General features: G+C 70.8%; 24 protein-coding genes. 11 read left to right on the top strand and 13 right to left on the bottom strand.

Annotation, left to right across the window (positions count from 1 at the left end; genetic code table 11):
• Positions 1–17: 17 nt before the first annotated feature.
• Both AB0L89_RS22415 and AB0L89_RS22410 read left to right on the top strand, forming a co-directional pair.
• Positions 18–341: a PLD nuclease N-terminal domain-containing protein gene (locus AB0L89_RS22415; RefSeq protein WP_365143458.1), complete on the top strand. Its 324-nt coding sequence runs from the start codon at positions 18–20 to the stop codon at positions 339–341.
• A gap of 17 nt (positions 342–358) precedes the next feature.
• A complete protein-coding gene (locus tag AB0L89_RS22410) occupies positions 359–1,261 on the top strand; it encodes a LysR family transcriptional regulator (RefSeq protein ID WP_365143455.1) in 903 nt (300 codons plus the stop codon).
• On the opposite strand, the gene AB0L89_RS22405 is transcribed toward AB0L89_RS22410, so the two are convergent.
• On the bottom strand, positions 1,152–2,099 hold the full coding sequence (locus AB0L89_RS22405) for a DMT family transporter (protein WP_365143452.1): 948 nt from the start codon (positions 2,097–2,099) through the stop codon (positions 1,152–1,154). The genes AB0L89_RS22410 and AB0L89_RS22405 overlap by 110 nt on opposite strands.
• A 122-nt stretch (positions 2,100–2,221) precedes the next feature.
• Here AB0L89_RS22405 and AB0L89_RS22400 point away from each other — a divergent pair, with 122 nt between their 5' ends.
• Together AB0L89_RS22400 and AB0L89_RS22395 are read left to right on the top strand one after the other, a co-directional pair.
• Positions 2,222–3,166, top strand: coding sequence for a 2-oxoglutarate and iron-dependent oxygenase domain-containing protein (locus AB0L89_RS22400; RefSeq protein WP_365143444.1), 945 nt, complete (start codon positions 2,222–2,224; stop codon positions 3,164–3,166).
• Entirely contained in the window at positions 3,159–3,611 is a 453-nt protein-coding gene (locus tag AB0L89_RS22395; RefSeq protein WP_365143442.1) for a nucleoside deaminase, read from the top strand. The genes AB0L89_RS22400 and AB0L89_RS22395 overlap by 8 nt, the downstream gene beginning before the upstream one ends.
• A 21-nt stretch (positions 3,612–3,632) precedes the next feature.
• On the opposite strand, the gene AB0L89_RS22390 is transcribed toward AB0L89_RS22395, so the two are convergent.
• Entirely contained in the window at positions 3,633–3,950 is a 318-nt protein-coding gene (locus AB0L89_RS22390) for a transcriptional regulator (RefSeq protein ID WP_365143440.1), read from the bottom strand.
• A gap of 162 nt (positions 3,951–4,112) precedes the next feature.
• Here AB0L89_RS22390 and AB0L89_RS22385 point away from each other — a divergent pair, with 162 nt between their 5' ends.
• A complete protein-coding gene (locus tag AB0L89_RS22385) occupies positions 4,113–5,102 on the top strand; it encodes a zinc-binding dehydrogenase (protein ID WP_365143438.1) in 990 nt (329 codons plus the stop codon).
• Here AB0L89_RS22385 and AB0L89_RS22380 read toward each other — a convergent pair.
• From AB0L89_RS22380 to hemL, 8 genes are all read right to left on the bottom strand, one after another.
• A complete protein-coding gene (locus AB0L89_RS22380; protein WP_365143436.1) occupies positions 5,092–5,595 on the bottom strand; it encodes an SRPBCC domain-containing protein in 504 nt (167 codons plus the stop codon). The genes AB0L89_RS22385 and AB0L89_RS22380 overlap by 11 nt on opposite strands.
• Before the next feature lie 118 nt (positions 5,596–5,713).
• Positions 5,714–6,811, bottom strand: coding sequence for a c-type cytochrome biogenesis protein CcsB (gene ccsB, locus AB0L89_RS22375; protein ID WP_365143434.1), 1,098 nt, complete (start codon positions 6,809–6,811; stop codon positions 5,714–5,716).
• Positions 6,808–8,562, bottom strand: a complete 1,755-nt coding sequence (locus AB0L89_RS22370) for a cytochrome c biogenesis protein ResB (RefSeq protein WP_365143432.1) — start codon at positions 8,560–8,562, stop codon at positions 6,808–6,810. Before AB0L89_RS22370 ends, ccsB begins: the two co-directional genes overlap by 4 nt.
• 3 nt (positions 8,563–8,565) lie before the next feature.
• Entirely contained in the window at positions 8,566–9,330 is a 765-nt protein-coding gene (locus tag AB0L89_RS22365; protein ID WP_055697747.1) for a cytochrome c biogenesis protein CcdA, read from the bottom strand.
• Positions 9,330–9,980 carry a TlpA disulfide reductase family protein gene (locus AB0L89_RS22360; RefSeq protein WP_365143430.1) on the bottom strand — a complete coding sequence of 217 codons (651 nt, stop codon included), beginning with the start codon at positions 9,978–9,980 and terminating at the stop codon, positions 9,330–9,332. The genes AB0L89_RS22365 and AB0L89_RS22360 overlap by 1 nt, the downstream gene beginning before the upstream one ends.
• A 66-nt stretch (positions 9,981–10,046) precedes the next feature.
• Positions 10,047–11,276, bottom strand: a complete 1,230-nt coding sequence (locus tag AB0L89_RS22355) for a hypothetical protein (protein WP_365143428.1) — start codon at positions 11,274–11,276, stop codon at positions 10,047–10,049.
• Between the two features lie 195 nt (positions 11,277–11,471).
• The gene (locus tag AB0L89_RS22350; protein ID WP_365143426.1) at positions 11,472–12,164 is read right to left on the bottom strand and encodes a histidine phosphatase family protein; all 693 of its coding nucleotides are present in this window, start codon (positions 12,162–12,164) and stop codon (positions 11,472–11,474) included.
• Positions 12,161–13,486: a glutamate-1-semialdehyde 2,1-aminomutase gene (hemL, locus tag AB0L89_RS22345; RefSeq protein ID WP_365143424.1), complete on the bottom strand. Its 1,326-nt coding sequence runs from the start codon at positions 13,484–13,486 to the stop codon at positions 12,161–12,163. Before hemL ends, AB0L89_RS22350 begins: the two co-directional genes overlap by 4 nt.
• A gap of 335 nt (positions 13,487–13,821) precedes the next feature.
• Between hemL and AB0L89_RS22340 the strand changes: the two genes are divergently transcribed.
• Positions 13,822–14,259: a hypothetical protein gene (locus AB0L89_RS22340; protein ID WP_016640275.1), complete on the top strand. Its 438-nt coding sequence runs from the start codon at positions 13,822–13,824 to the stop codon at positions 14,257–14,259.
• An 86-nt stretch (positions 14,260–14,345) separates the two neighbouring features.
• On the opposite strand, the gene AB0L89_RS22335 is transcribed toward AB0L89_RS22340, so the two are convergent.
• Together AB0L89_RS22335 and AB0L89_RS22330 are read right to left on the bottom strand one after the other, a co-directional pair.
• Positions 14,346–14,960 (bottom strand): FMN reductase, encoded by a 615-nt coding sequence (locus AB0L89_RS22335; protein WP_365143422.1) that lies wholly within the window; start codon positions 14,958–14,960, stop codon positions 14,346–14,348.
• Positions 14,957–16,081 carry an LLM class flavin-dependent oxidoreductase gene (locus AB0L89_RS22330; RefSeq protein WP_365143420.1) on the bottom strand — a complete coding sequence of 375 codons (1,125 nt, stop codon included), beginning with the start codon at positions 16,079–16,081 and terminating at the stop codon, positions 14,957–14,959. Before AB0L89_RS22330 ends, AB0L89_RS22335 begins: the two co-directional genes overlap by 4 nt.
• 151 nt (positions 16,082–16,232) lie before the next feature.
• Between AB0L89_RS22330 and AB0L89_RS22325 the strand changes: the two genes are divergently transcribed.
• The gene (locus tag AB0L89_RS22325; RefSeq protein ID WP_365143419.1) at positions 16,233–16,772 is read left to right on the top strand and encodes a GNAT family N-acetyltransferase; all 540 of its coding nucleotides are present in this window, start codon (positions 16,233–16,235) and stop codon (positions 16,770–16,772) included.
• Positions 16,773–17,247: 475 nt separating this feature from the next.
• Here AB0L89_RS22325 and AB0L89_RS22320 read toward each other — a convergent pair whose 3' ends face one another.
• Positions 17,248–17,745 (bottom strand): hypothetical protein, encoded by a 498-nt coding sequence (locus tag AB0L89_RS22320; RefSeq protein ID WP_365143417.1) that lies wholly within the window; start codon positions 17,743–17,745, stop codon positions 17,248–17,250.
• 111 nt (positions 17,746–17,856) lie between these two features.
• On the opposite strand from AB0L89_RS22320, the gene AB0L89_RS22315 reads away from it, so the two are divergent.
• The 4 genes from AB0L89_RS22315 to AB0L89_RS22300 all read left to right on the top strand — a co-directional run bounded on the left by AB0L89_RS22315 (position 17,857) and on the right by AB0L89_RS22300 (position 20,248).
• Positions 17,857–18,192 carry a YnfA family protein gene (locus AB0L89_RS22315; protein WP_365144248.1) on the top strand — a complete coding sequence of 112 codons (336 nt, stop codon included), beginning with the start codon at positions 17,857–17,859 and terminating at the stop codon, positions 18,190–18,192.
• A 54-nt stretch (positions 18,193–18,246) separates the two neighbouring features.
• The gene (locus AB0L89_RS22310; RefSeq protein WP_365143415.1) at positions 18,247–19,011 is read left to right on the top strand and encodes an SDR family NAD(P)-dependent oxidoreductase; all 765 of its coding nucleotides are present in this window, start codon (positions 18,247–18,249) and stop codon (positions 19,009–19,011) included.
• Between the two features lie 2 nt (positions 19,012–19,013).
• Entirely contained in the window at positions 19,014–19,223 is a 210-nt protein-coding gene (locus AB0L89_RS22305; RefSeq protein WP_365144245.1) for a hypothetical protein, read from the top strand.
• A gap of 179 nt (positions 19,224–19,402) precedes the next feature.
• Complete coding sequence (locus AB0L89_RS22300; protein ID WP_365143414.1) at positions 19,403–20,248, top strand: hypothetical protein; 846 nt, start codon at positions 19,403–19,405, stop codon at positions 20,246–20,248.
• Positions 20,249–20,334 lie beyond the last annotated feature (86 nt).

The following is a 20,334-nucleotide window of genomic DNA, read 5'->3' as shown; positions in this document are numbered from 1 at the left end:
TGGGGGATCGCGCCACCATGCTCAGGTATCTGCCGTTCCTGCTGGTCCTGGCGGTGTGGATCTATGCCTTCATCGATGTCCTGAACACCCCGGAGAAGGAAGTCAGGCACTTCCCCAAGGTGGTGTGGGTCATCCTCGTGCTCCTCTTCGGCGAGGTGCTGCTCGGCCCGATCGCCTGGTTCGTCACGGGCAAGGTGCGCAAGGCACCCGGCGCGGGCGGCGGCGGCTTCGGGCGGGGCCGGACCCAGTGGGTGGCGCCCGACGACAATCCGGAGTTCCTGAAGTCCCTCAGGGACGAGGACCCGGACGAGAAGAAGAAGCGGGACAAGGACGAGGGCTGACGAGGGCTGAGGTCTCCGTGGAACTGCGGCTGCTCGTGACCTTCGAGAAGGTCGCCACCGTGCTGAGCTTCACCCGGGCCGCGACCGAGCTGAAGTACGCCCAGTCCAGCGTCACCGGCCAGATCCGCGCCCTGGAGTCCTCGCTCGGCACCGAGCTCTTCGACCGTCTCGGGAGCCGGATCCGGCTGACCGAGGCGGGCGAGCGGCTGCTGCCCTACGCCCGGCAGATCATCGAGCTCGCCGACGAGGCACGGGCCGCGGTGGTCGGCGCGGAGGAGCCGTCCGGCGCGATCGCGGTGGGCACGATGGAGTCGCTGACCTCCTACCGGCTGCCGCCGCTGCTCGAACTCTTCCACCACCGCTATCCGAAGGTGCGGCTCTCCCTGCGCCCCACGCTGGGCGACGAGACCCGGCGGGCGCTGCGGCAGGGGACGTACGACGTGGGGTTCCTGATGGAGCCGGAGACCGAGCACCAGGGCCTGGAGACCGAGGTCCTCGCGCGGGAGCCGCTGGTGCTGGTCTGTGCCCCGGGCCATCCGCTGGCCGCGCGCGGGGCGGACCCGCTCACCTCGGCCGATCTGGCCTCGGCGCGGCTCGTGGGCACCGAACCCGGCTGTCCGTACCGGGACCTCTTCGAGGACGAGCTGCGGACGCGGACCGGTACCCCGCCGCCGTTCATGGAGTTCGGCACGATCGAGGCGACGAAGCAGGGCGTGGCCGGCGGGCTCGGCGTCGCCCTGCTGCCCGCCGTGACCGTGGCGCGGGAGCTGGCGGAGGGCACGCTGGTGCGCCTCGCGTGGGAGCCGCCGTTCACGCTGTGGACGCAGCTCGCGTGGCGGTCGGGGAAGCGTCTTCCGCCGCAGGTGCGGCTGTTCGTGGAGCAGGCCGTGCGGCTCGTGCGGGAGCAAGTGTCACCTTGAGGCTCGCCAGGACGATCAGCGGGACGCCGAGGGCCTGGACGAGTCCGATGTGGTGGCCGTAGACCGCCCAGTCGGCGACCATCGCGACGGCCGGGTAGGTGAAGGCGAGCACCGCGATCTTGGCGGTGGGCAGCTTCGCGTACGCCGCGTACATCAGCACATACATCAGGCCGGTGTGGATCACGCCGAGGCCGGCGAGCCAGGCCCAGCCGGCGCCCGTGCCGCTCATCGCGCCGAAGTCGGTGAAGGGCAGCAACAGCGGTATGCCGACGAGGACTTGGACCAGGGCGATCAGGTGCGGGCGCACCCCGGTGACGCGCTTGGTGACCAGCGTGGACAGGGCGTAGAGGACGGCGGCGAGCAGCGCGAGGCCGATGCCCGCGAGCGATCCGGTGTCTCCGGGGCGCACCCCGGAGACCAGCACCAGTCCGGCGAACGCGGCGGCCAGCCAGCCCAGTTGGAAGCGGGTGAGGCGTTCGCGCAGCACGAGGGCGCTGAGCAGCACCAGGAAGAACGGCTGGGTGTGGTAGACGACGGTGGACAGGGAGATCGAGGTGGCCTCGTACGCCTTGAAGAGGAACACCCAGTTGAAGACGATGAACACGCCGCCGAGCGCGGCGAGTCCGAGCTTCTTGAGGGTGAGGCCGTGGTCGCGGAAGTAGCCGCGGGCGGTGGCGTACGCGCCGAGGGCGAGGGCGCCGAACAGGACGCGGAAGAAGACGACATCGAAGGCGCTCGCGCCGGACTCGACGACGAAGATGCCGAGGGTTCCGGAGAGCATCATCGCGGCGGTGAGCTGGGCGGTGCCCCGGCGTTCCGAAGAGGTGTTCGTTGTCATGCCGATGAAGCTACGAGCGCACGAAGGTGCTGGTCCACGCGCCAGTGGGGCGTCCTCCCGATGGGCCGATCGGCGCTGTCGATGAGGCCTGATCCGGGGGGTGCGGGGGCACGATGGGAGGCATGAGCAGCGCATCCCGCATCCCGACGGTCGACCTCGGGCCGTGGCTTTCCGGCGACCCCGACGCCCGCGCGCGGACGGCACGGACCGTCGACGAGGCCCTGCGCACCGCCGGGTTCCTCCTGGTGACCGGGCACGGCGTCGACCCCGCCCTGCGCGCCGCGATCAGGGCGTCGGCCCGCGGCTTCTTCCGGCTGCCCGCCGAGGCGAAGCGGCCGTACGCGGTGCGGGTCGGCGAGCGCGGCTGGCTGGGCCCGGGAGCCGAGGCCAACAGCTACGCGGAGGGCACGGCCGCTCCTCCGGACCTCAAGGAGTCGCTGTCCTTCGCGGCGGACGAGCCGACCGGGGACGCGGCGGTGGACGCCGAGTGGTTCGCGCCGAACACCTGGCCGGAGGAGACCCCCGAGCTGCGGGCCCTGGTGCGGACGTATCTGCGGGAGATGCGGTCGCTCTCGGACCGCCTCCTCGAACTGCTCGGTGTGGCGCTCGGCGCGGGCGAGGACTTCTTCACGCGCCATACGGGCCATCCGACCTGGGGTTTCAACATCAACTGGTATCCGGGGCGGGAGCGGGTGGGCGAGCCCGAGCCGGGCCAGTTCCGCATCGGCCCGCACACCGACTTCGGGACGGTGACGGTCCTGGACCGGCAGGCGGGCCGGGGCGGTCTCCAGGTGTTCACGGACGAGGGCGGCTGGGAGGACGCGCCGTTCGACGCGGACGCGTTCACGGTCAACATCGGCGATCTGATGGCGCGTTGGACCGACGGGCGCTGGCAGTCGGGCCGCCACCGCGTGCTGCCGCCGCCCGCGGAGGAGCCCGCCGAGGAGCTGATGTCGCTCGTGTACTTCTACGAGTGCGACCCGGGCACGGACGTCCGGGGCGTCGACTCGCACACGTATCTGCGGGGGCAGTTGGACGCGATCGCGGTGGAGGCACCCGGTGAGTGACGTGCGCACGTTCCGTACGTGGCTGGCGACGGCCGTCGAGGAGGCGCGGGCGGGCCTCGCCGAGGGCGGCATCCCGATCGGTGCCGCGCTCCACGGCGCCGACGGCACGCTGCTGGGGCGGGGGCACAACAGGCGGGTGCAGGACGGGGATCCGTCGGCGCACGCGGAGACGGCAGCGTTCCGCGCGGCGGGCCGGCAGCGCACCTACCGGGGCGCGACGATGGTGACGACGCTCTCGCCCTGCTGGTACTGCAGCGGTCTGGTGCGGCAGTTCGGGATCTCGCGGGTGGTCGTGGGCGAGGCGGAGACCTTCCACGGCGGGCACGACTGGCTGGCGGAGCACGGTGTGGAGATCGTGGTCCTCGACGACGCGGAGTGCGTGGCGATGATGCGCCGGTTCGTCGCGGAGCGGCCGCAGTTGTGGGGCGAGGACATCGGGGCGTAGCCCGGTGCGGGGCCGGGGTGGTCAGTCCTCGCGCAGGACCAGCGCGAGGAGCCCCGGGAAGCGGGCCTCGAACTCCGTGCGGCGCAGGCGGTTGACGCGGCGGGCGCCCGCGTCGCGCTGCTCGACGAGACCGGCCGCGCGCAGCGTCGCGAAGTGGTGGCTCAGCGCGGCCTTGCCGACGGTGACGTCGAAGCTGCCGCAGGCCCGGGTCCAGTCGCCGGACGCGGCCAACTCCCTTACCAGATAAAGGCGTACGGGGTCGGCGAGCGCGGCGAGCGCGGTCTGCACGGAGACGTCGTCGGGGTGCGTGTGCACGGGTGCCGCGCGGTGACCCACCATGCCTGCTCCGTTCCGTCGCGCCGAGGATTCGACCTCGCCGGGGACTCCGCCTTGCCGTGTGCCCGGCCTTGCCGAGTGTTCGATGGAAACCATACACTCCCGGCTGTTCGCTTTTGATTGAACACTCGACCCGTCGCGTACGCGAGGAGAGGTGGCGCAGCCATGCGCGCAGTCCGGATCAAGCAGCACGGCGGGCCCGAGGTGCTGGAGGTGGCCGACACCGATACGCCCGTTCCCGGGCCCGGCCAGGTGAGCGTCGACGTCGCCTGGGCCGGCGTGAACTTCGCCGACCTGAAGGCGCGTTCCGAGGGCTACCGCGTGCCCGCGCTGCCCTTCGTGCCGGGGCTTGAGGTCTCCGGCCGGATCCGCGCGGTCGGCGCGGGCGTGCGCGGCCTGCGCCCCGGCCAGGAGGTCGCCGCGCTCACGGCGGGCGGCGCCTACGCGGACGTCGCCCTCGCCGAGGCGGCCACCGTCTTCGCGGTCCCCGACGGCGTCGACCTGCGCACCGCCGCCACGCTGCCCACCGTGGTGCCGACGGCGCATGCCCTGCTCCACGAGGTGGGCCGCGTCGCCGCCGGGGAGAGCGTGCTGGTGCAGGGCGCGGCGGGCGGCGTCGGCACCGTCGCCGGACAGCTGGCGAAGGCGGCGGGCGCCACGGTGTACGGCGTCGTCTCGGGCGCGGCCAAGGCGGAGTACGCCGTGCGGTACGGCTACGACGAGGTGTTCGTGGACGACGGCTCCGGGGGCGGCGGCTTCGCGGACGACGTGCGCCGGGCGACCGGGGGCCGCGGTGTCGACCTCGCGCTCGACCCGGTGGGCGGCGACACGTTCCGGCGCTCGCTCGACGCCCTCGCGGTCTTCGGCCGCCTGGTCTCCTTCGGCAACGCGAGCGCCGCCGAGCCGTGGCGGGTGGGCCAGCCGGAGCTGTTCCCCGGGGCGCGCACGGTCTCGGCCTTCTCGATCCTCACGCTGGCGCAGACCGATCCGGCGGCGCTGCGCGCGGTCGCCGGGCGCGCGTTCCGCCTGGTCGCCGACGGCACGGTCACCCTGCCGGTGACGGCCGAGTTCCCGCTGGAGGAGGCGGCCGAGGCGCACCGCCTGATGGGCGGCCGCACGACGACGGGGAAGCTGCTGCTGCGGGTCACCCCGTAGCGGCGTACTCCGCGCGCAGCTCCCGCCAGCGGTCCAGGGACCACGTCGACCAGTCCTTGGGACGGCCCTCCAGCGCGTCCGCCAGGAACTCGAAGTGCTGGTGCCAGCCGGCGAGGCAGTCCAGGCGCAGCGCGTCGTCCCCGTCGAACTCGTTGGTGAAGCGCAGCGTGGTGGCCGCCGGGCCCGCCGCCTCCAGGTGGAAACGGCACCGGCCGTGCAGGTCGACGGTGTACTCGGCGACGACGTCCGGGTCCCAGGCCGTGACGTGCCCACAGTGGACGGCGTCGGGCTCGCCGTTGAGCCAGCGCAGCGTGACGGCGCCGCCGAGCCGGGGCTCCAGCACGTCGGCGGCGGCCAGCCACCCCGGCAGTCCGCCGGGGGTGGCCACCGCCGCCCAGACCTTGTCCACAGGCTGGGGAAGACGCAGTTCGTAGTGGAGGTGCCGGGTGGCGCCCCGGGTCCGGCTGGTGCCCTGTCCGATGGTGGCGGTCATGGCACCAGCCTCGCCCGGTACGCCCCGTTCCGCACCCTTGGGGGTGCTTACGGGCGCGAAAAGCCGGTTCCCGTGACCTGGGGGTCACGGGAACCGGCTCGCCCCGGAAGGGGATCGCTCAGACGCCGGCGTAGGAGTGCTTGCCGGTGACGAAGATGTTCACGCCGTAGTAGTTGAACAGCCAGCAGCCGAAGGCGATGAGCGCCAGGTAGGCGGCCTTGCGGCCCTTCCAGCCCGCCGTCGCGCGGGCGTGCAGGTAGCAGGCGTACGCGACCCAGGTGATGAAGGACCAGACCTCCTTGGGGTCCCAGCCCCAGTAGCGGCCCCAGGCGTCGCCCGCCCAGATCGCGCCCGCGATGATCGTGAACGTCCACAGCGGGAAGATCGCGGCGTTCAGGCGGTACGAGAACTTGTCGAGCGAGGCCGCCGACGGCAGGCGCTCCAGGACGGACGTGGCGAACCTGCCGGGCTGACCGCCGCTCTGCAGCTTGGCCTCGTAGCTGTCGCGGAAGAGGTAGAGCATCGTCGCGACGAAGCCGACGTAGAAGACCGCGCCGCAGAAGATGGCGGTGGAGACGTGGATCCACAGCCAGTACGAGTGCAGGGCGGGAACCAACTGGTCGCTGGCGGTGTACAAGACAGTGACGGCGAGACCGAGGTCCAGCAGGACCGTGGTGACCAGGGGGAGGCCGAGCCAGGCGATGTTCTTCTTCAGCGCGAGCAGCACCAGGTACACACCGACGGCGACGGTGGAGAAGGTGATGCTGAATTCGTACATGTTGCCCCACGGCGCCCGCTGCACCGACAGCGCGCGGGTGAGCACACCGCCGAACTCCAGCAGGAAGGCGAGCACCGTGAGGGACACGGCGATACGCCCGTAGAGGTCCCCCTTCTCGTCCCCCGCCGAGGCCCCGGGCCCGTCGGGCACGTCCCGCGCGCCGGTGACGGACCGCGTGACGACCTTCGGGCGCTCCAGGGTGGCGGTGCTGCCCTTGGCCTGGACGGCGACCTCGGGCGCCTTCGCACCGTCGGCCTTGCCCTGGTCGGTGAGCGCGGCGGCGGTGCGGGCGACCTTGCTGCGGCTGCCGAAGAGCCACTCCGCCATGTGCGCGAAGAAGGCCAGGAGGTAGACGGCCATCGCGGAGTAGATCAGCACGTTGCTGATGTGCGCGAGGCCTTCGTTGGGTTCGGCGGCCAGGGTGGTGGCGAGATTCACTTCTCAGCCCCTTCGGCAGGAACAACATCGGGGTCGGAGTCGGAGGAGGTGTCCGCGTGCGGATCCGCGTCCGGGTCTGGGTCGGGCGCGCTCGGCGCCTTCTCGTGCAGCTGGGCGGCGAGGTCGGCGAGCTCCTCGGGGAGTTTCGCGGACTCGCTGCGGCCGAGGCCCGCCATCTCCACGACGGTGACGCCGTCGGCGCCCCTGACCGCCCGCACCCACACGCGGCGGCGCTGGATGAACAGCGACCCGGCGAGACCGAAGATCGCGGCGACCGCGCCGACCAGCGCCCACAGGGAGCCGGGCTCCTGGGAGATCTGGAAGGTCGCCCACTCCTTCAGGTCCTTCTCGAAGGTGATCGAGCCCTCGCCGTTCGGCAGCTTCATGGTCTCGCCGGGCAGCAGCCGCTGCTTGAACAGCTCGCCCTTGGAGTCCTTGAACTTCGTCATCTTCCGGGTGTCCAGCTGGTACACGTTCTGCGGGACGCCGGAGTCCACGCCCAGGCTGCCGTGGTACGCGGACAGCGCGAGCACCGGGAAGTCGGGGGCGGGGAACTGCGAGAACATCTGGCCCTTGCCCTCGCCCGCGAAGGTCGGCACGAAGAAGGCGTTGAAGCCGAGCTGCTCCCGCTTGCCGCTCTTGTCCTTGTAGCCGTCCAGGACCTTGATGGCACCGGTCGCGGTGCCGTTCTGGTCGATGGGCAGCAGCGGCACGGACGCCGAGTAGACGACCTTGCCCTTGGAGTCGCGGACGGTGACCTTGGGGGCGTAGCCGTGGCCGATGAGGTAGACCTTCGAGCCGTCGATCTCCAGCGGCTTGTTGACCTCGATGGCCTTCTTCTTCTCCGGGCCGTCGACGCCCTCGGAGTAGGTGACCTTCGCCTGGTAGGTGCGGGGGGTGCCGCGGTTGGGGCCCGACTTCTGGTACGTGCCCTCGAAGTCGTCGAGCGTGAAGCTGAACGGCGCCAGCTCGTCGGTGTCGAAGAGGCTGCCGGACTTGAAGTCGTCGTACTGGCTGAGGGTGTTGGCGAAGCCGTCGCCCTCCATGACCAGCTTGCCGCCCTCGGACTTGAACAGCTGGCCCGCGGCGAACGCGATCAGCATCACGATCAGCGCGATGTGGAAGATCAGGTTGCCGGCCTCGCGCAGATAGCCCTTCTCACCGGCGACCGAATCGCCGCCGCCGGATCCGGAGCCGGCCGCGGAGCCCGCGACGTGCGCGCGGAAGCGGCGCTCCTTGAGGAGCGCGAGCGCCGCCTCGTGCACCTGCTCGGGCTCGGCCCCGGTGCGCCAGGTCGTGTACGCGGGAAGGCGCGTCAGCTTCCTGGGGGCGCCCGGCGGCCGGCCGCGCAGCTGGCCGACGAACTGCCAGGTGCGGGGCACGATGCAGCCGATGAGGGAGACGAACAGGAGGATGTAGATCGCGGAGAACCACACCGAGCTGTAGACGTCGAAGAGCTGGAGCTTGTCGTAGAGCGGACCGAGCGTGGTGTGCCGGTCCATGAAGTCCTGGACCTTGAGCTCGTCGACGTTGTTCTGCGGGATCAGCGAGCCGGGGATCGCGCCGAGCGAGAGCAGCAGGAGCAGGATCAGGGCGACCCGCATCGAGGTGAGCTGCCGCCAGAACCAGCGGACCCAGCCGATGACGCCGAGCGAGGGGAGGCTCGGGGCGTCCTCCTTGGGGGCGGTGGACAGCTGTGCGCCGGCCTCGCCGAGCTCACTCTGCTCTTCGGGGGTTTCGGTCTTGCTCATGGATCAGATCCCCACCGTGTAGCCGTTCGACCAGACCTGCATCTGCTGGATCATGCTGTCCCATACGCCGGTGACGAGGAGCAGGCCCGTCGCGATCATCATGACGCCGCCGACGCGCATCACCCACGCGTAGTGCCGCTTGATCCAGCCGAAGGCGCCGAGCGCCTTGCGGAAGGTGACGGCCGCGAGGATGAACGGGATGCCGAGCCCGAGGGAGTAGGCGACACCGAGTATGGCGCCGCGCTGCGGATTCGCGCCGTCGGCGGAGAGCGCGAGGACGGAGGCGAGCGTCGGGCCGATGCACGGCGTCCAGCCGACGGCGAAGAGCGCGCCCACGACCGGGGCGCCGAACAGTCCGACGGCGGGCCGCTTGTGGAAGCGGAACTCGCGCTGGGTCAGCCAGGGCATGAGCCCCATGAAGAAGAGCCCGAGCACGATCATCACGACGCCGAGCACCGTGTTGATGGTGCTCTGGTGCTCCTTGAGCGTGCGCCCGATCGCCCCGAAGAAGACGGTGGCGGAGACGAAGACGACGGTGAAGCCGGCCACGAAGAGCCCGGCGCCCGCGACCATCCGGCCGCGCCGGGCGTCGCCCAGGTCCTGGCCGCTGACCCCGGTGACGTACGACAGGTAGCCCGGCACGAGCGGCAGCACGCACGGGGAGAAGAAGGAGACGAGCCCGCCGAGCACCGCGATCGGGATCGCGAGGAGCAGCGCCCCGCTCATGACCGTCTGGTTCGGGCCGGTGATGGCCGCGAGAGTGGACATCACTTCTCCGCGAGCACGGGGTCGATCATCTTGCGCAGCTTCTCTTCGTTCAGCGGCTGCTGCGAGCGGGCGGCGATCTTGCCGTCACGGTCGACGACCAGCGTCGAGGGGATGAAGTTCGGGTTCATCGTGCCGTTGGGGAAGCGGAGCATCAGCTTGCCCGAGGGGTCGTGCAGGCTCGGGTACTCGACGTCGAACTGCTTCTCGAAGGCGACGGCCGGGCCGAGCTCGGGGTCCCGGGTGTTGATCCCGACGAACTCGACGCCCTTGGGCTTCGTCTCCTTGGCGACCTTCACGAAGATCGGCGCCTCGGCACGGCACGGCGCGCACCAGGAGCCCCAGACGTTGATCACGAGGATCTTGCCCTTGTAGGCCTTGGCGAGGTCGAGCTTCTTGCCTTCGAGGGTCTCGCCGTCCAGCTCGGGGAGCGGCTTGCGGTCGGCCTTCTTGGCGGTGGCGATGCCGTCGGAGCCGGCCACGAAGTTGGTGTTGCCCGAGCCGCCCGACGTACCGCCCGAACCGCAGGCCGTGAGGACCAGCGCACCGACCGCGGCCCCTGCGGCCAGCAGGGTCGCCCGTCCGCGACGGCCGGCGATGCGGCGGCTGCGGCTGCGGTTCGCGGACTGGGGGGCGCGGCAGGCGGCACTCATGTGAAAAGTTTCGCATGCCCGATTCGGGGATCTTCCGCACCCCCCGCGGTAGGGGAAAGTGCCTTTTCAGGCGGCCTTTCCGAGACCCTTCCAGCCACCGGCGGGCTGCTGGCCGACCTCAAGGCCCTGGAGGCTCGCGAGGACCTTCGGGTCCTGCACGTCGAGCCAGTCCACGAACTGCCGGAACGAGACGAGACGCACGTCCTTCTTGCCCGCGATGTGCTTCAGGGCCTCTTCCACGGCATCCATGTAGATGCCGCCGTTCCACTCCTCGAAGTGGTTGCCGACGAAGAACGGCGCGCGGTTGGACTCGTACGCACGCTTGAACCCGGCGATGTAGGACTCGGTGGCCTGCTTGCGCCAGCCCGGGTAGTTGGCCGGCGGCGCCTTCGTGGAGTTCTTCGACTGGTTGGCGAGGATGTTGTAGTCCATCGACAGGACCTCGAAGGAGTGCCCGGGGAAGGGCATGGCCTGCAGCGGCAGGTCCCAGACGCCCATCTTCTTCTCGGGCCAGCGCTGGCGGCCGCCGGGCGAGGACGCGTCGTAGCGCCAGCCGAGCTTCTTCGCCGTCGGCAGCAGGTTGTTCTGGCCGAGCAGACAGGGCGTGCGGCCGCCGACGAGTTCCTTGTCGTAGTCGAAGGGCAGCGACGGCAGATCGGTCCAGCCGGTGTTCGTGCGCCACTTCTTCACGAAGGACTTCGCCTGGTCGATCTCGTCCTGCCATTGCGCGGGCGTCCAGTTGGCGACGGAACCGGTGCCCGCGCAGAAGTGCCCGTTGAAGTGCGTGCCGATTTCATGGCCGTCGAGCCAGGCCTCACGGACGTACTTCAGCGTCTCCTTGATGTGACCGTCCGTGAGATAGCCGATGTCGGAGGCGCCGACCGCGTTGTTCGGCGGGCGGTACATGCGCTTCTTGGATTCCGGAAGCAGATAAAGCCCGGAGAGGAAGAACGTCATGTGCGCCTCGTGCTCCTTGGCGAGCTTCAGAAAGCGCGGGAACAGTCCGTTGCCGACCTCACCGGCACCGTCCCAGGAGAACACGACGAACTGCGGGGGCGTCTGCCCGGGCTCAAGCGGAACGGGCTTGGCCGGCTGGTGGGGCTGCTTTCCGGTGAAGGCGGTCGACCCGTCACCGATCGGCTTGGCCGGGTGCTCGGCACCGGGCTGCCCTTCCTTCGCCTTGTCCGCGGGCCCCGACGTGTCGCCGTCGCCCCCGGTGCCGCAGGCCGCCAGCCCGAAGGCGGCGGCCGCACCGGCTCCGAGTCCGAGCATTCCCCGGCGGCTGATGTCGCGCATTCCATCCCCATTCGTCGCGCCCTGGTTCCGCTCCTGCTGTATCTGCCATGCAAGACGGACAACCACTTAGAGGGCGCGACGAACACGGGGGTTCCGGCAAGTCGCACATATTTATGGCGTATTTGCCGAGAAGAGACCTAGCGTTGTCGAGTGATTACCCCACGTCGACAATTGGGGCCGCGGCGCACGGGATTATCAGGCCCCGAACGCCTTGTCCTTGCCCTTCACCGGCTTGGCACCCGCGAGAAGATGCGCGGGCACCAGATCCCGCGCCGGTTCCGTATATCCCACGGAAACGATCTTGTCGCCGCGATAGGTGAACGTCGTCAGCGAGGCGAGCGTGCACTGCCGCTTGCGCGGGTCGTGCCAGAGCCTGCGCTTCTCCACGAAGCTGCGCACGATCCAGATCGGCAGCTGGTGGCTGACACACACCGCCTCGTGCCCGCGGGCCGCGTCCTTCGCCGCGTCCAGGGCCCCCATCATCCGCACGACCTGCTCGATGTACGGCTCGCCCCAGGACGGCTTGAAGGGGTTGACGAGGTGCTTCCAGTTCTCCGGGTTCTTGAGCGCGCCGTCGCCCACGCCGAAGGTCTTGCCCTCGAAGACGTTGCCCGCCTCGATGAGGCGCCCGTCGGTGGCGAGCTCCAGACCGTGCACCTTGGCGATCGGCGTGGCCGTCTCCTGGGCGCGGTCCAGCGGCGAGGCGACGACGTGCGTGATGTCGCGCTGGGAGAGGTGCTCGGCGACGCGGTCGGCCATCTGCCGGCCCAGCTCCGAGAGGTGGTAGTCGGGCAGCCGCCCGTACAGGATCCCCTCGGGGTTGTGCACCTCGCCGTGGCGCATCAGATGGACGACGGTCAGCTCGTCGCCCGCCGGGGTGCCGGTCATGCGGTGGCCTCCGTGGCTTCCGCGGCCGCGCGCGCGGCACCCGGCAGGGCGGCGGCGATCCGCTCGATGGCCCGCTCGTCGTGAGCGGTGGACACGAACCAGGACTCGAAGGCCGAGGGCGGCAGGTACACGCCCTGCGACAGCATCGAGTGGAAGAACGCGGTGAAGCGGAAGGACTCCTGCGCCTTCGCGTCCTCGTAGTCGCGCACCTCGCGGTCGGTGAAGAAGACCGAGAACATGTTGGAGGCGTTCTGCAGCGTGTGCGCGACGCCCTCCTTGGTCAGCGCCTGCGTCACGAGCGAGCGGATCTGCTCGGAGACGGCGTCGACCTTCGCGTACGCCGCGTCGTCCAGGAGGCGCAGCTGCGCGAGGCCCGCGGCCGTCGCGACCGGGTTACCGGAGAGCGTGCCCGCCTGGTAGACCGGGCCCGCCGGGGCGAGGTGCGCCATGACGTCGGCGCGGCCGCCGAACGCCGCGGCGGGGAAGCCGCCGCCCATGACCTTGCCGAAGGTCATCAGGTCGGGGGCGACGCCGTCGACGCCGTACCAACCGGCCTTCGACGTACGGAAGCCGGTCATCACCTCGTCGGAGATGTACAGGGCGCCGTTCTTCGCGCAGGCGGCCTTGAGGCCCTCGTTGAAGCCGGGGCCGGGCGGCACCACGCCCATGTTGCCCGGCGACGCCTCCGTGATCACGCAGGCGATCTCTCCGGGGTACCGGTGGAAGGCCTCGTGCACCGCCTCGAGGTCGTTGTACGGGACGACGATCGTGTCGCCGGCCTGGGCGCCGGTGACGCCCGGGGTGTCGGGCAGCCCGAAGGTGGCCACGCCCGAACCCGCCGCGGCGAGCAGGGCGTCGACGTGTCCGTGGTAGCACCCGGCGAACTTGATGACCTTGGCGCGGCCGGTGAAGCCGCGCGCGAGCCGGATGGCGGACATGGTCGCCTCGGTGCCGCTGGAGACGAGCCGCACCTGCTCGACGGGCTCGATCCGGGCCACGATCTCCTCGGCGAGCGCGACCTCGCCCTCGCCGGGCGTGCCGAAGGAGGTGCCGCGCGCGACGGCCTCCTGCACGGCCGCGGTCACCTCGGGGTGGGAGTGCCCGAGGATCATCGGACCCCACGAGCACACGAGGTCGACGTACTCACGGCCGTCGGCGTCTGTCAGGTACGGACCGGCACCGGACACCATGAAACGGGGCGTACCACCCACAGCGCGGAACGCGCGCACGGGAGAGTTCACACCGCCGGGCGTCACGGCCGCCGCACGGTCGAAAAGAGTCTGCGAAACTGGGGCGCTATACGGGAAGCTCACACGAGCCATGGTGTCAGAGGGTCCGGACATCCTGCGGACAGGTGTTTCACTCCACGTTTTAGCGGGTGACCGTGGGGGAGGTCACTGACACGATGATCGGGTTGCGTGGCGGGGGCCGCGAGGCCTAGAAAAGACAGGGCCGTGCCGCCCTGGAAAAGCAGTCGGGTGGAGATATGCATCGCGGTGGCGGACTGGGCGAGGGGACCGACGGCCTGGGCCCCCGGCGTGCCCGGCGGGGCAAGCACCGACGCGACGCGGAAGCGGAACCGGCGCAGACGCCCGAGCAGGCACGCGGCGGATCCACCGAGTCCCGGCCGGACCGGGTGAGCAGCAGGAGTGGCGGGGTGGGGGTGACGTACAAGTACTTCGGCGCCCCGGACGGCGCGACCGCCGCCCGTGTGCCGATCTCTATGCGGCCCGAGGAGCTCGGCGGCGACGAGCTGGGCATGGGCGGCATGTTCACGAAGATCAAGCCGGAGACGATGGCCGCGATGGTCCTCACCGGCATCGAGGGCATACCCCTGCACAAGGTCCCCCCGCTGGAACTGGTCGTCCTCCACCCCGACTACGCCGTGGTGAAGCTCCCCATGACCGTCGTCGACCCGCTGCGCGGCATCGGCGAGGAGTCGGTGGGCGCCGCGGCCTTCATCTGGTCCACCGTCCCGGACCGCGGCGGCCCGCGCGACGCCTTCAACGTCTACCAACTCCTGCACGAATGGCAGGATTTCAGCCACCGGCTGCATGACGCGGGGCATCAGGCGTACTGCCTGGTCTGGCCCTGAAATCCGGGATCCCCGGGAATTGCGGGCACCCCGGAATTCCGGGACGTGATCCTTTCGGGATACGCCGGGTGCGGCACCCGGCGGTGCTACTCCCCTCGCAGCGCGGCGAGTTGCCGCTCGAAGGGGACGACGTCCTCCCCGAAGGGGACGACGGGCTCCGGAGCGCGACCGGAAGGCGCGGCCGTGGGCCGTACGATCCCGGCCAGTTCGGCACCCGCCCGGTCGATGCGCTCGGCGAGCCCTTCCGCGCCCCAGTCCTCCGAGGCCGCGTACACGCCGGTCGGTACGACGACGGCCCGCAGGTAGGCGAAGAGCGGGCGCAGCGCGTGGTCCAGGACCAGGGAGTGCCGGGCCGTGCCGCCCGTGGCCGCGATCAGGACCGGCGTGCCGACGAGCGCGTTCTTGTCGAAGCCGCCCACGGCGTCGAAGAAGGACTTGAACAGCCCGCTGTACGAGGCGGAGAAGACGGGCGTGACGGCGATCAGGCCGTCGGCACCGGCCACCGCGTCGATCGCGGCGCCCAGGGCGGGGCCGGGGAATCCGGTGGTGAGGGCGTGCGCGATCTCGACGGCGAGGTCGCGCAGCTCCACGACCTCCACGTCGGCGTCGGCGTGGCGGGCCACGGCGGACGCGAGCCGGTCGCCGAGCAGCCGGGTGGAGGAGGGCACGCTCAGCCCCGCGGAGACGACGACGATCTTCATGCGGACACCTCTGCTTCCTCTGCGGTCTGCCGGGCTTCCTCCGCGGTCCGCTGGGCCGCGGCCACGCGCGTGGCGTGCGTGGGGGCGTCCGGCACGTCGGCCGGACGGTTCTTCGCGAACTCCTCGCGCAGCACCGGCACGACCTCCTCGCCGAGGATGTCGAGCTGCTCCAGGACGGTCTTCAGGGGCAGCCCGGCGTGGTCCATCAGGAACAGCTGCCGCTGGTAGTCGCCCACGGTGTCGCGGAACGACAGGGTCCGCTCGATCACCTGCTGCGGGGAGCCCACGGTCAGCGGGGTCTGCTCGGTGAAGTCCTCCAGCGAGGGCCCGTGGCCGTAGACCGGGGCGTTGTCGAAGTAGGGCCTGAACTCCCGCACGGCGTCCTGGGAGTTCTTCCGCATGAACACCTGGCCGCCGAGCCCGACGATCGCCTGCTCGGCGGTGCCGTGCCCGTAGTGCGCGTACCGCGAGCGGTACAGGTCGACCATCCGCTTGGTGTGCTCGGCGGGCCAGAAGATGTTGTTGTGGAAGAAGCCGTCTCCGTAGTACGCGGCCTGCTCGGCGATCTCCGGCGACCTGATCGAGCCGTGCCAGACGAACGGCGCGACGCCGTCGAGCGGCCGGGGCGTCGAGGTGAACGACTGGAGCGGCGTACGGAACTTCCCCTCCCACGTCACCACGTCCTCGTCCCAGAGCCGGCGCAGCAGCGCGTAGTTCTCGACGGCGAGGTTGATGCCCTGGCGGATGTCCTTGCCGAACCACGGATAGACCGGGCCGGTGTTGCCGCGCCCCATCATCAGGTCGACGCGCCCGTCCGCGAGGTGCTGGAGCATCGCGAAGTCCTCGGCGATCTTCACCGGGTCGTTGGTGGTGATGAGGGTGGTGGAGGTGGAGAGGACGAGCCGCTCGGTGCGGGCGGCGATGTAGCCGAGCATCGTCGTCGGGGACGAGGGCACGAAGGGCGGGTTGTGGTGCTCGCCGGTCGCGAAGACGTCGAGTCCGACCTCCTCGGCCTTGAGCGCGATGGCGACCATCGCCTTGATCCGCTCACGCTCCGTCGGGGCGCGGCCGGTGGTCGGGTCGACGGTCACGTCACCGACGCTGAAGATCCCGAACTGCATGGCTGGCTCACTCTCTCCGTTTGGTTGACCATTCAACTATACCTGTGAACGGAGGGGCGCGGTCGCCTATTCCCGTACGGGTACGCGCCCGGGGCCCGGGCCGTTGCCAGCCCCTCCCCCTGTTGTCAGACCCTCCCCCTACTGTGCGGACATGGACCGAACCCAGGCACCGACGATCCGTCTGCACCCCTGGCCGGAGGACGGCCTCGACCTGCTCCTCCGGCTCAACACGCCGGAACTGACCGAGCACCTGGGCGGTCCCGAGACCCACGAGAAGGTCGTGGACCGCCACCGCCGCTATCTCGCCCTCGACCCCGTCGACGGCAAGGGCCAGATGTTCCGGATCACGCTGGACGGGCGGACGGCGGGCTCGATCGGGTACTGGGAGACGACCTGGCAGGGCGAGACGGTCTGGGAGACGGGGTGGGGCGTCCTGCCGGAGTGCCAGGGGCGGGGGGTCGCGGCGGGGGCGGCGCGGCTGGTGGTCGCGGAGGCGAGGGCGGCGGGGCGCCACGGGTATCTGCACGCCTTCCCCGCCACGGGGCACGGGGCGTCCAACGGGGTCTGCCGCAAGGCGGGGTTCCAGTTGCGGGGGGAGGCGATGACGGAGTACCCGAAGGGCAACTGGCACCCCTGCAACGACTGGCGTCTCGCCTTGGACCCCGCCACGTCCCCGGCTCCGCCTGGCTGACCGGCTGCACTGGGGCTGGGGCCACGGTCATCGCCGCCGGCCCCGTGTCCGTGCCCCGCCTGCGCCGGGGCGGGTGCCTCCTTCATCGCCACCCGGCACGGTCCGGCTGCGCCGGGCTGGAGCCACGGTCATCGCTGCCCGGCACCGTGGCTGCCCCGCCTGCACCGGGGCGAGTGCCTCCTTCATCGCCACCCGGCACCGGGGGCTGTGCCCACCCGTTCCGCCCTGCGGAACGCCTGCCCACAGCGGAGCGGCACGGTCCCGCCCACCGCAGCGCGGGCACAACGGCCCCCACCGGGCCGCACGCGCACGACCGGCCCGAGGGGACGTGGGGGTATGTGCGAACGGAGCACCGAGCACCCGCTGGCGTCTTTGTCCGTTGGGCGCGGCGCAGGGATGGCGAGTACGCACATACCCCCGCGGCCCCGCCCCCGAGACGGACCCAAGGCGCAGACGCCCGCCCGAGACGCCCCCGTCAGAAGTAGTACGCATCCCCCGTATCCAACGCCAGCACCGCAATGTCGTTGTTCCGCTGATTGCGGTCCACTGCGCCGCCGTTCCACGCCGTGGCGATCCGTACGCCCACCTCGCCCGGCCGCCCCGCCACCCGCACCGACACCTCCACCGGCTCCCCCACGCTGTCCGCCTCCAGCGCCCCCACCCGGCACAGCACGGCCCCCGGCTCCGACCGCAGGCAGCCGTCCGGCAGCCCCCGCACGTCCATGAGCGGCACGGACCAGCGCAACCGCACCGTGACGTCCGCGAGGTCTGCGGGCCCGTGGTTCCGCGGCACGAAGCGGACCTTCACCTTCCCCGCGTACAAGGACACGTCACCGTGGAAGGAGACGTCGGCCTCGGACGTGACCGGAGCCGCCCCGGCGACACCCCCGCCCCCGCCCGGCGCGACCACGACCGCACACGCGACGCCCAGCGCGCCCAGAGAACCCAGCGCACCCACACGAGGAATCCGCACAGCAACCTCCACCTACCCGCACACCACCGCAGCCGCCCTGGCTGTGCCCGGATGTATGCCACCGCGTCCCCCACCAGCCCCACCCGCCCCGCACATGCCACCCTGATGACCATGCTCATCGCCCGCTCCGCCGCCCTCTTCCTCCTCGCCGCGCTCTTCGAGATCGGCGGCGCCTGGCTCGTGTGGCAGGGCGTGCGCGAGCACAAGGGGTGGGCCTGGATCGGCGCCGGCGTCATCGCGCTCGGCATCTACGGCTTCGTCGCCACCCTCCAGCCGGACGCCGAGTTCGGCCGCATCCTCGCCGCGTACGGCGGCGTCTTCGTCGCGGGTTCGATCGCCTGGGGCATGGTCGCGGACGGCTACCGGCCCGACCGGTGGGACGTGCTCGGCGCCCTGATCTGCCTCGCCGGAATGGCCGTGATCATGTACGCCCCGCGAGGCCGCTGAACCGCACGCATATCCTGGCGTCGACCCCTCCCCCGAGGCCCCGAGGAGCGCACCATGACCGCCGCCGCCACCCGCATCGCGATCGTCACCGGCGCGAGCAGCGGCATCGGGGCCGCCACCGCGCACGGCCTCGCCGCCGCCGGCTACCGCGTCGTGCTCACCGCCCGCCGCAAGGACCGCATCGAGGCGCTGGCCGCCGAGCTGACCGCCGCCGGGCACGACGCGGTCGCGTACACGCTCGACGTCACCGACCGCGCGGCCGTCGACACCTTCGCGACGGCCTTCAAGAAGGTCGCCGTCCTGGTGAACAACGCGGGCGGCGCGCTCGGCGCGGACAGCGTCGCCACGGGCGACCCCGCCGACTGGCGCCGGATGTACGAGACGAACGTCATCGGCACCCTGAACGTGACGCAGGCCCTGCTGCCCGCGCTCACCGCGAGCGGCGACGGCACGGTGGTGGTCCTCTCCTCCACCGCCGGGCACGCCACGTACGAGGGAGGCGGCGGCTACGCGGCCGCCAAGCACGGCGAGCACGTCCTCGCCGAGACGCTCCGCCTGGAGATCGTCGGCACGCCGGTCCGTGTCATCGAGATCGCGCCCGGCATGGTCAAGACGGACGAGTTCGCGCTGACCCGCTTCGGCGGCGACACCGAGAAGGCGGCGAAGGTCTACGCGGGCGTCGCCGAGCCGCTCACCGCCGACGACGTGGCGGACACCATCACCTGGGCGGTCACCCGCCCGCCGCACGTCAACGTCGACCTCCTGGTGGTCCGCCCGCGCGCCCAGGCGTCCAACACCAAGGTCCACAGGGAGTCGTGACGATGGGCCTGCCCGGCGACGACCCCGGCACCCCCGCGTACTCCGCCGACTCCCCCGACCCCCTCGAACGCCTCACCCACGAACACGAGGCACGCCGCCTCACGGAGGAGAAGAAGAACGAACGCCTGGTGTGGTGGTACCTCGCGTACTTCCTCTTCGGCATCCACCTGGTGGCCTTCATCATGATCTACGCGATCAAGCACGCGGAGTAGGCGCTCACCCCGCGCACCCACAGACGCGAGTCACTCACACCGGTGAACGCGTCCTATCGCCATGCCAGTTGATGTTCGGCCTGCCTAGGCTCGGCACCGAGAACATCACATGAGACGGCCCCCGGCCGGGCGGCATCCCGGACCGAGGGCCTGACCAGAACGGAAGGAAAGGCTTCCGCATGGCTGAACCCGAGCCTAGCGCTCACCCCTTCATGGACCTCGAAGTCCCCGAATACGCCTACATGTTCGGCTTCTTGCAGGCCGACGGACACCTCCAGCAAGGAACAGGCCAGAAGGGCAAGCTGAGCGTCGAGATCAACGTGCGGGACATCGACATCCTGCGCGCGTTCCAGCGGCTGACCCCGTACAACAGCTCCATCACCGAGCGCACCCGCTCGACGAATTTCGCGGAGACGCACACGTCCGCCACCTGGACAGTCTGTGCCCTCGAAGCCAGGACCAGGCTCAACCAACTCGGCCTGCCCTACGGCCGCAAGTCCAAGACGGTCGCTCCGCCACGCATGGAGTTCTCGCGTCGCGATTACCTGCGCGGAGTCGTCGACGCCGACGGTTCGGTCGGCCACACGAGCCAAGGCTTCCCCTTCGTCTCGCTGGCGACGCTCAGCACGGCCGTGGGGGTCTACTTCGCCCGATACACACGTCAGCTCACCGGCGCGGCGCGGCTGATCAATCGCAATGCCCGAGACGGGATCTACAACATCCTCTATACGAAGGAGAACGCCCAAGCGCTGGCAGCGGATCTGTACTACCCGGGCTGCCTCGCACTGGCACGGAAGCTCACTGCCGCCGACTCACTCGCCACGTGGGTTCGCCCCGCCGACATGAAGGTGGCGCCGGAGCGGCGGCGCTGGAAGGACTGGGAGGATCGCGTCCTCCTGGAACGCAACGACCCCGCTTCTGCGGCAGCGGAATTGGGCCGGAGCGAGAACAGTTGCTCCCTCCGCCTCTGGCGCCTCAAGACAGGCCGGGTCCCCGTGCCCGGCCCTGAGCTTCAGGGCCTCTGACGGAAGTCGGGGGGGGGGGGGCCCGCGCCCCCCCCCCCCCGCGCCCGCTACCGACTATAAACAAAACCACCAAGAAGAAAAGAAAG

This window comes from Streptomyces sp. NPDC052114 (assembly GCF_040680155.1).
Classification (GTDB): domain Bacteria; phylum Actinomycetota; class Actinomycetes; order Streptomycetales; family Streptomycetaceae; genus Streptomyces.
This window is presented reverse-complemented; position numbering and strand designations above follow the sequence as displayed.

Excerpts from the sequence above, each read along its gene's own strand:
- AB0L89_RS22365 (WP_055697747.1), bottom strand. The coding sequence starts at position 9,330 with ATGTCCACTCTCGCGGCCATCACCGGCCCGAACCAGACGGTCATGAGC.
- AB0L89_RS22400 (WP_365143444.1), top strand. The coding sequence starts at position 2,222 with ATGAGCAGCGCATCCCGCATCCCGACGGTCGACCTCGGGCCGTGGCTT.
- AB0L89_RS22355 (WP_365143428.1), bottom strand. The coding sequence starts at position 11,276 with ATGCGCGACATCAGCCGCCGGGGAATGCTCGGACTCGGAGCCGGTGCG.
- AB0L89_RS22315 (WP_365144248.1), top strand. The coding sequence starts at position 17,857 with ATGCTCATCGCCCGCTCCGCCGCCCTCTTCCTCCTCGCCGCGCTCTTC.
- AB0L89_RS22390 (WP_365143440.1), bottom strand. The coding sequence starts at position 3,950 with ATGGTGGGTCACCGCGCGGCACCCGTGCACACGCACCCCGACGACGTC.
- AB0L89_RS22385 (WP_365143438.1), top strand. The coding sequence starts at position 4,113 with ATGCGCGCAGTCCGGATCAAGCAGCACGGCGGGCCCGAGGTGCTGGAG.
- AB0L89_RS22415 (WP_365143458.1), top strand. The coding sequence starts at position 18 with ATGCTCAGGTATCTGCCGTTCCTGCTGGTCCTGGCGGTGTGGATCTAT.
- AB0L89_RS22350 (WP_365143426.1), bottom strand. The coding sequence starts at position 12,164 with ATGACCGGCACCCCGGCGGGCGACGAGCTGACCGTCGTCCATCTGATG.
- AB0L89_RS22305 (WP_365144245.1), top strand. The coding sequence starts at position 19,014 with ATGGGCCTGCCCGGCGACGACCCCGGCACCCCCGCGTACTCCGCCGAC.
- AB0L89_RS22370 (WP_365143432.1), bottom strand. The coding sequence starts at position 8,562 with ATGAGCAAGACCGAAACCCCCGAAGAGCAGAGTGAGCTCGGCGAGGCC.
- AB0L89_RS22325 (WP_365143419.1), top strand. The coding sequence starts at position 16,233 with ATGGACCGAACCCAGGCACCGACGATCCGTCTGCACCCCTGGCCGGAG.
- AB0L89_RS22330 (WP_365143420.1), bottom strand. The coding sequence starts at position 16,081 with ATGCAGTTCGGGATCTTCAGCGTCGGTGACGTGACCGTCGACCCGACC.
- AB0L89_RS22405 (WP_365143452.1), bottom strand. The coding sequence starts at position 2,099 with ATGACAACGAACACCTCTTCGGAACGCCGGGGCACCGCCCAGCTCACC.
- AB0L89_RS22360 (WP_365143430.1), bottom strand. The coding sequence starts at position 9,980 with ATGAGTGCCGCCTGCCGCGCCCCCCAGTCCGCGAACCGCAGCCGCAGC.
- AB0L89_RS22310 (WP_365143415.1), top strand. The coding sequence starts at position 18,247 with ATGACCGCCGCCGCCACCCGCATCGCGATCGTCACCGGCGCGAGCAGC.
- AB0L89_RS22380 (WP_365143436.1), bottom strand. The coding sequence starts at position 5,595 with ATGACCGCCACCATCGGACAGGGCACCAGCCGGACCCGGGGCGCCACC.
- AB0L89_RS22300 (WP_365143414.1), top strand. The coding sequence starts at position 19,403 with ATGGCTGAACCCGAGCCTAGCGCTCACCCCTTCATGGACCTCGAAGTC.
- AB0L89_RS22335 (WP_365143422.1), bottom strand. The coding sequence starts at position 14,960 with ATGAAGATCGTCGTCGTCTCCGCGGGGCTGAGCGTGCCCTCCTCCACC.
- hemL (WP_365143424.1), bottom strand. The coding sequence starts at position 13,486 with ATGGCTCGTGTGAGCTTCCCGTATAGCGCCCCAGTTTCGCAGACTCTT.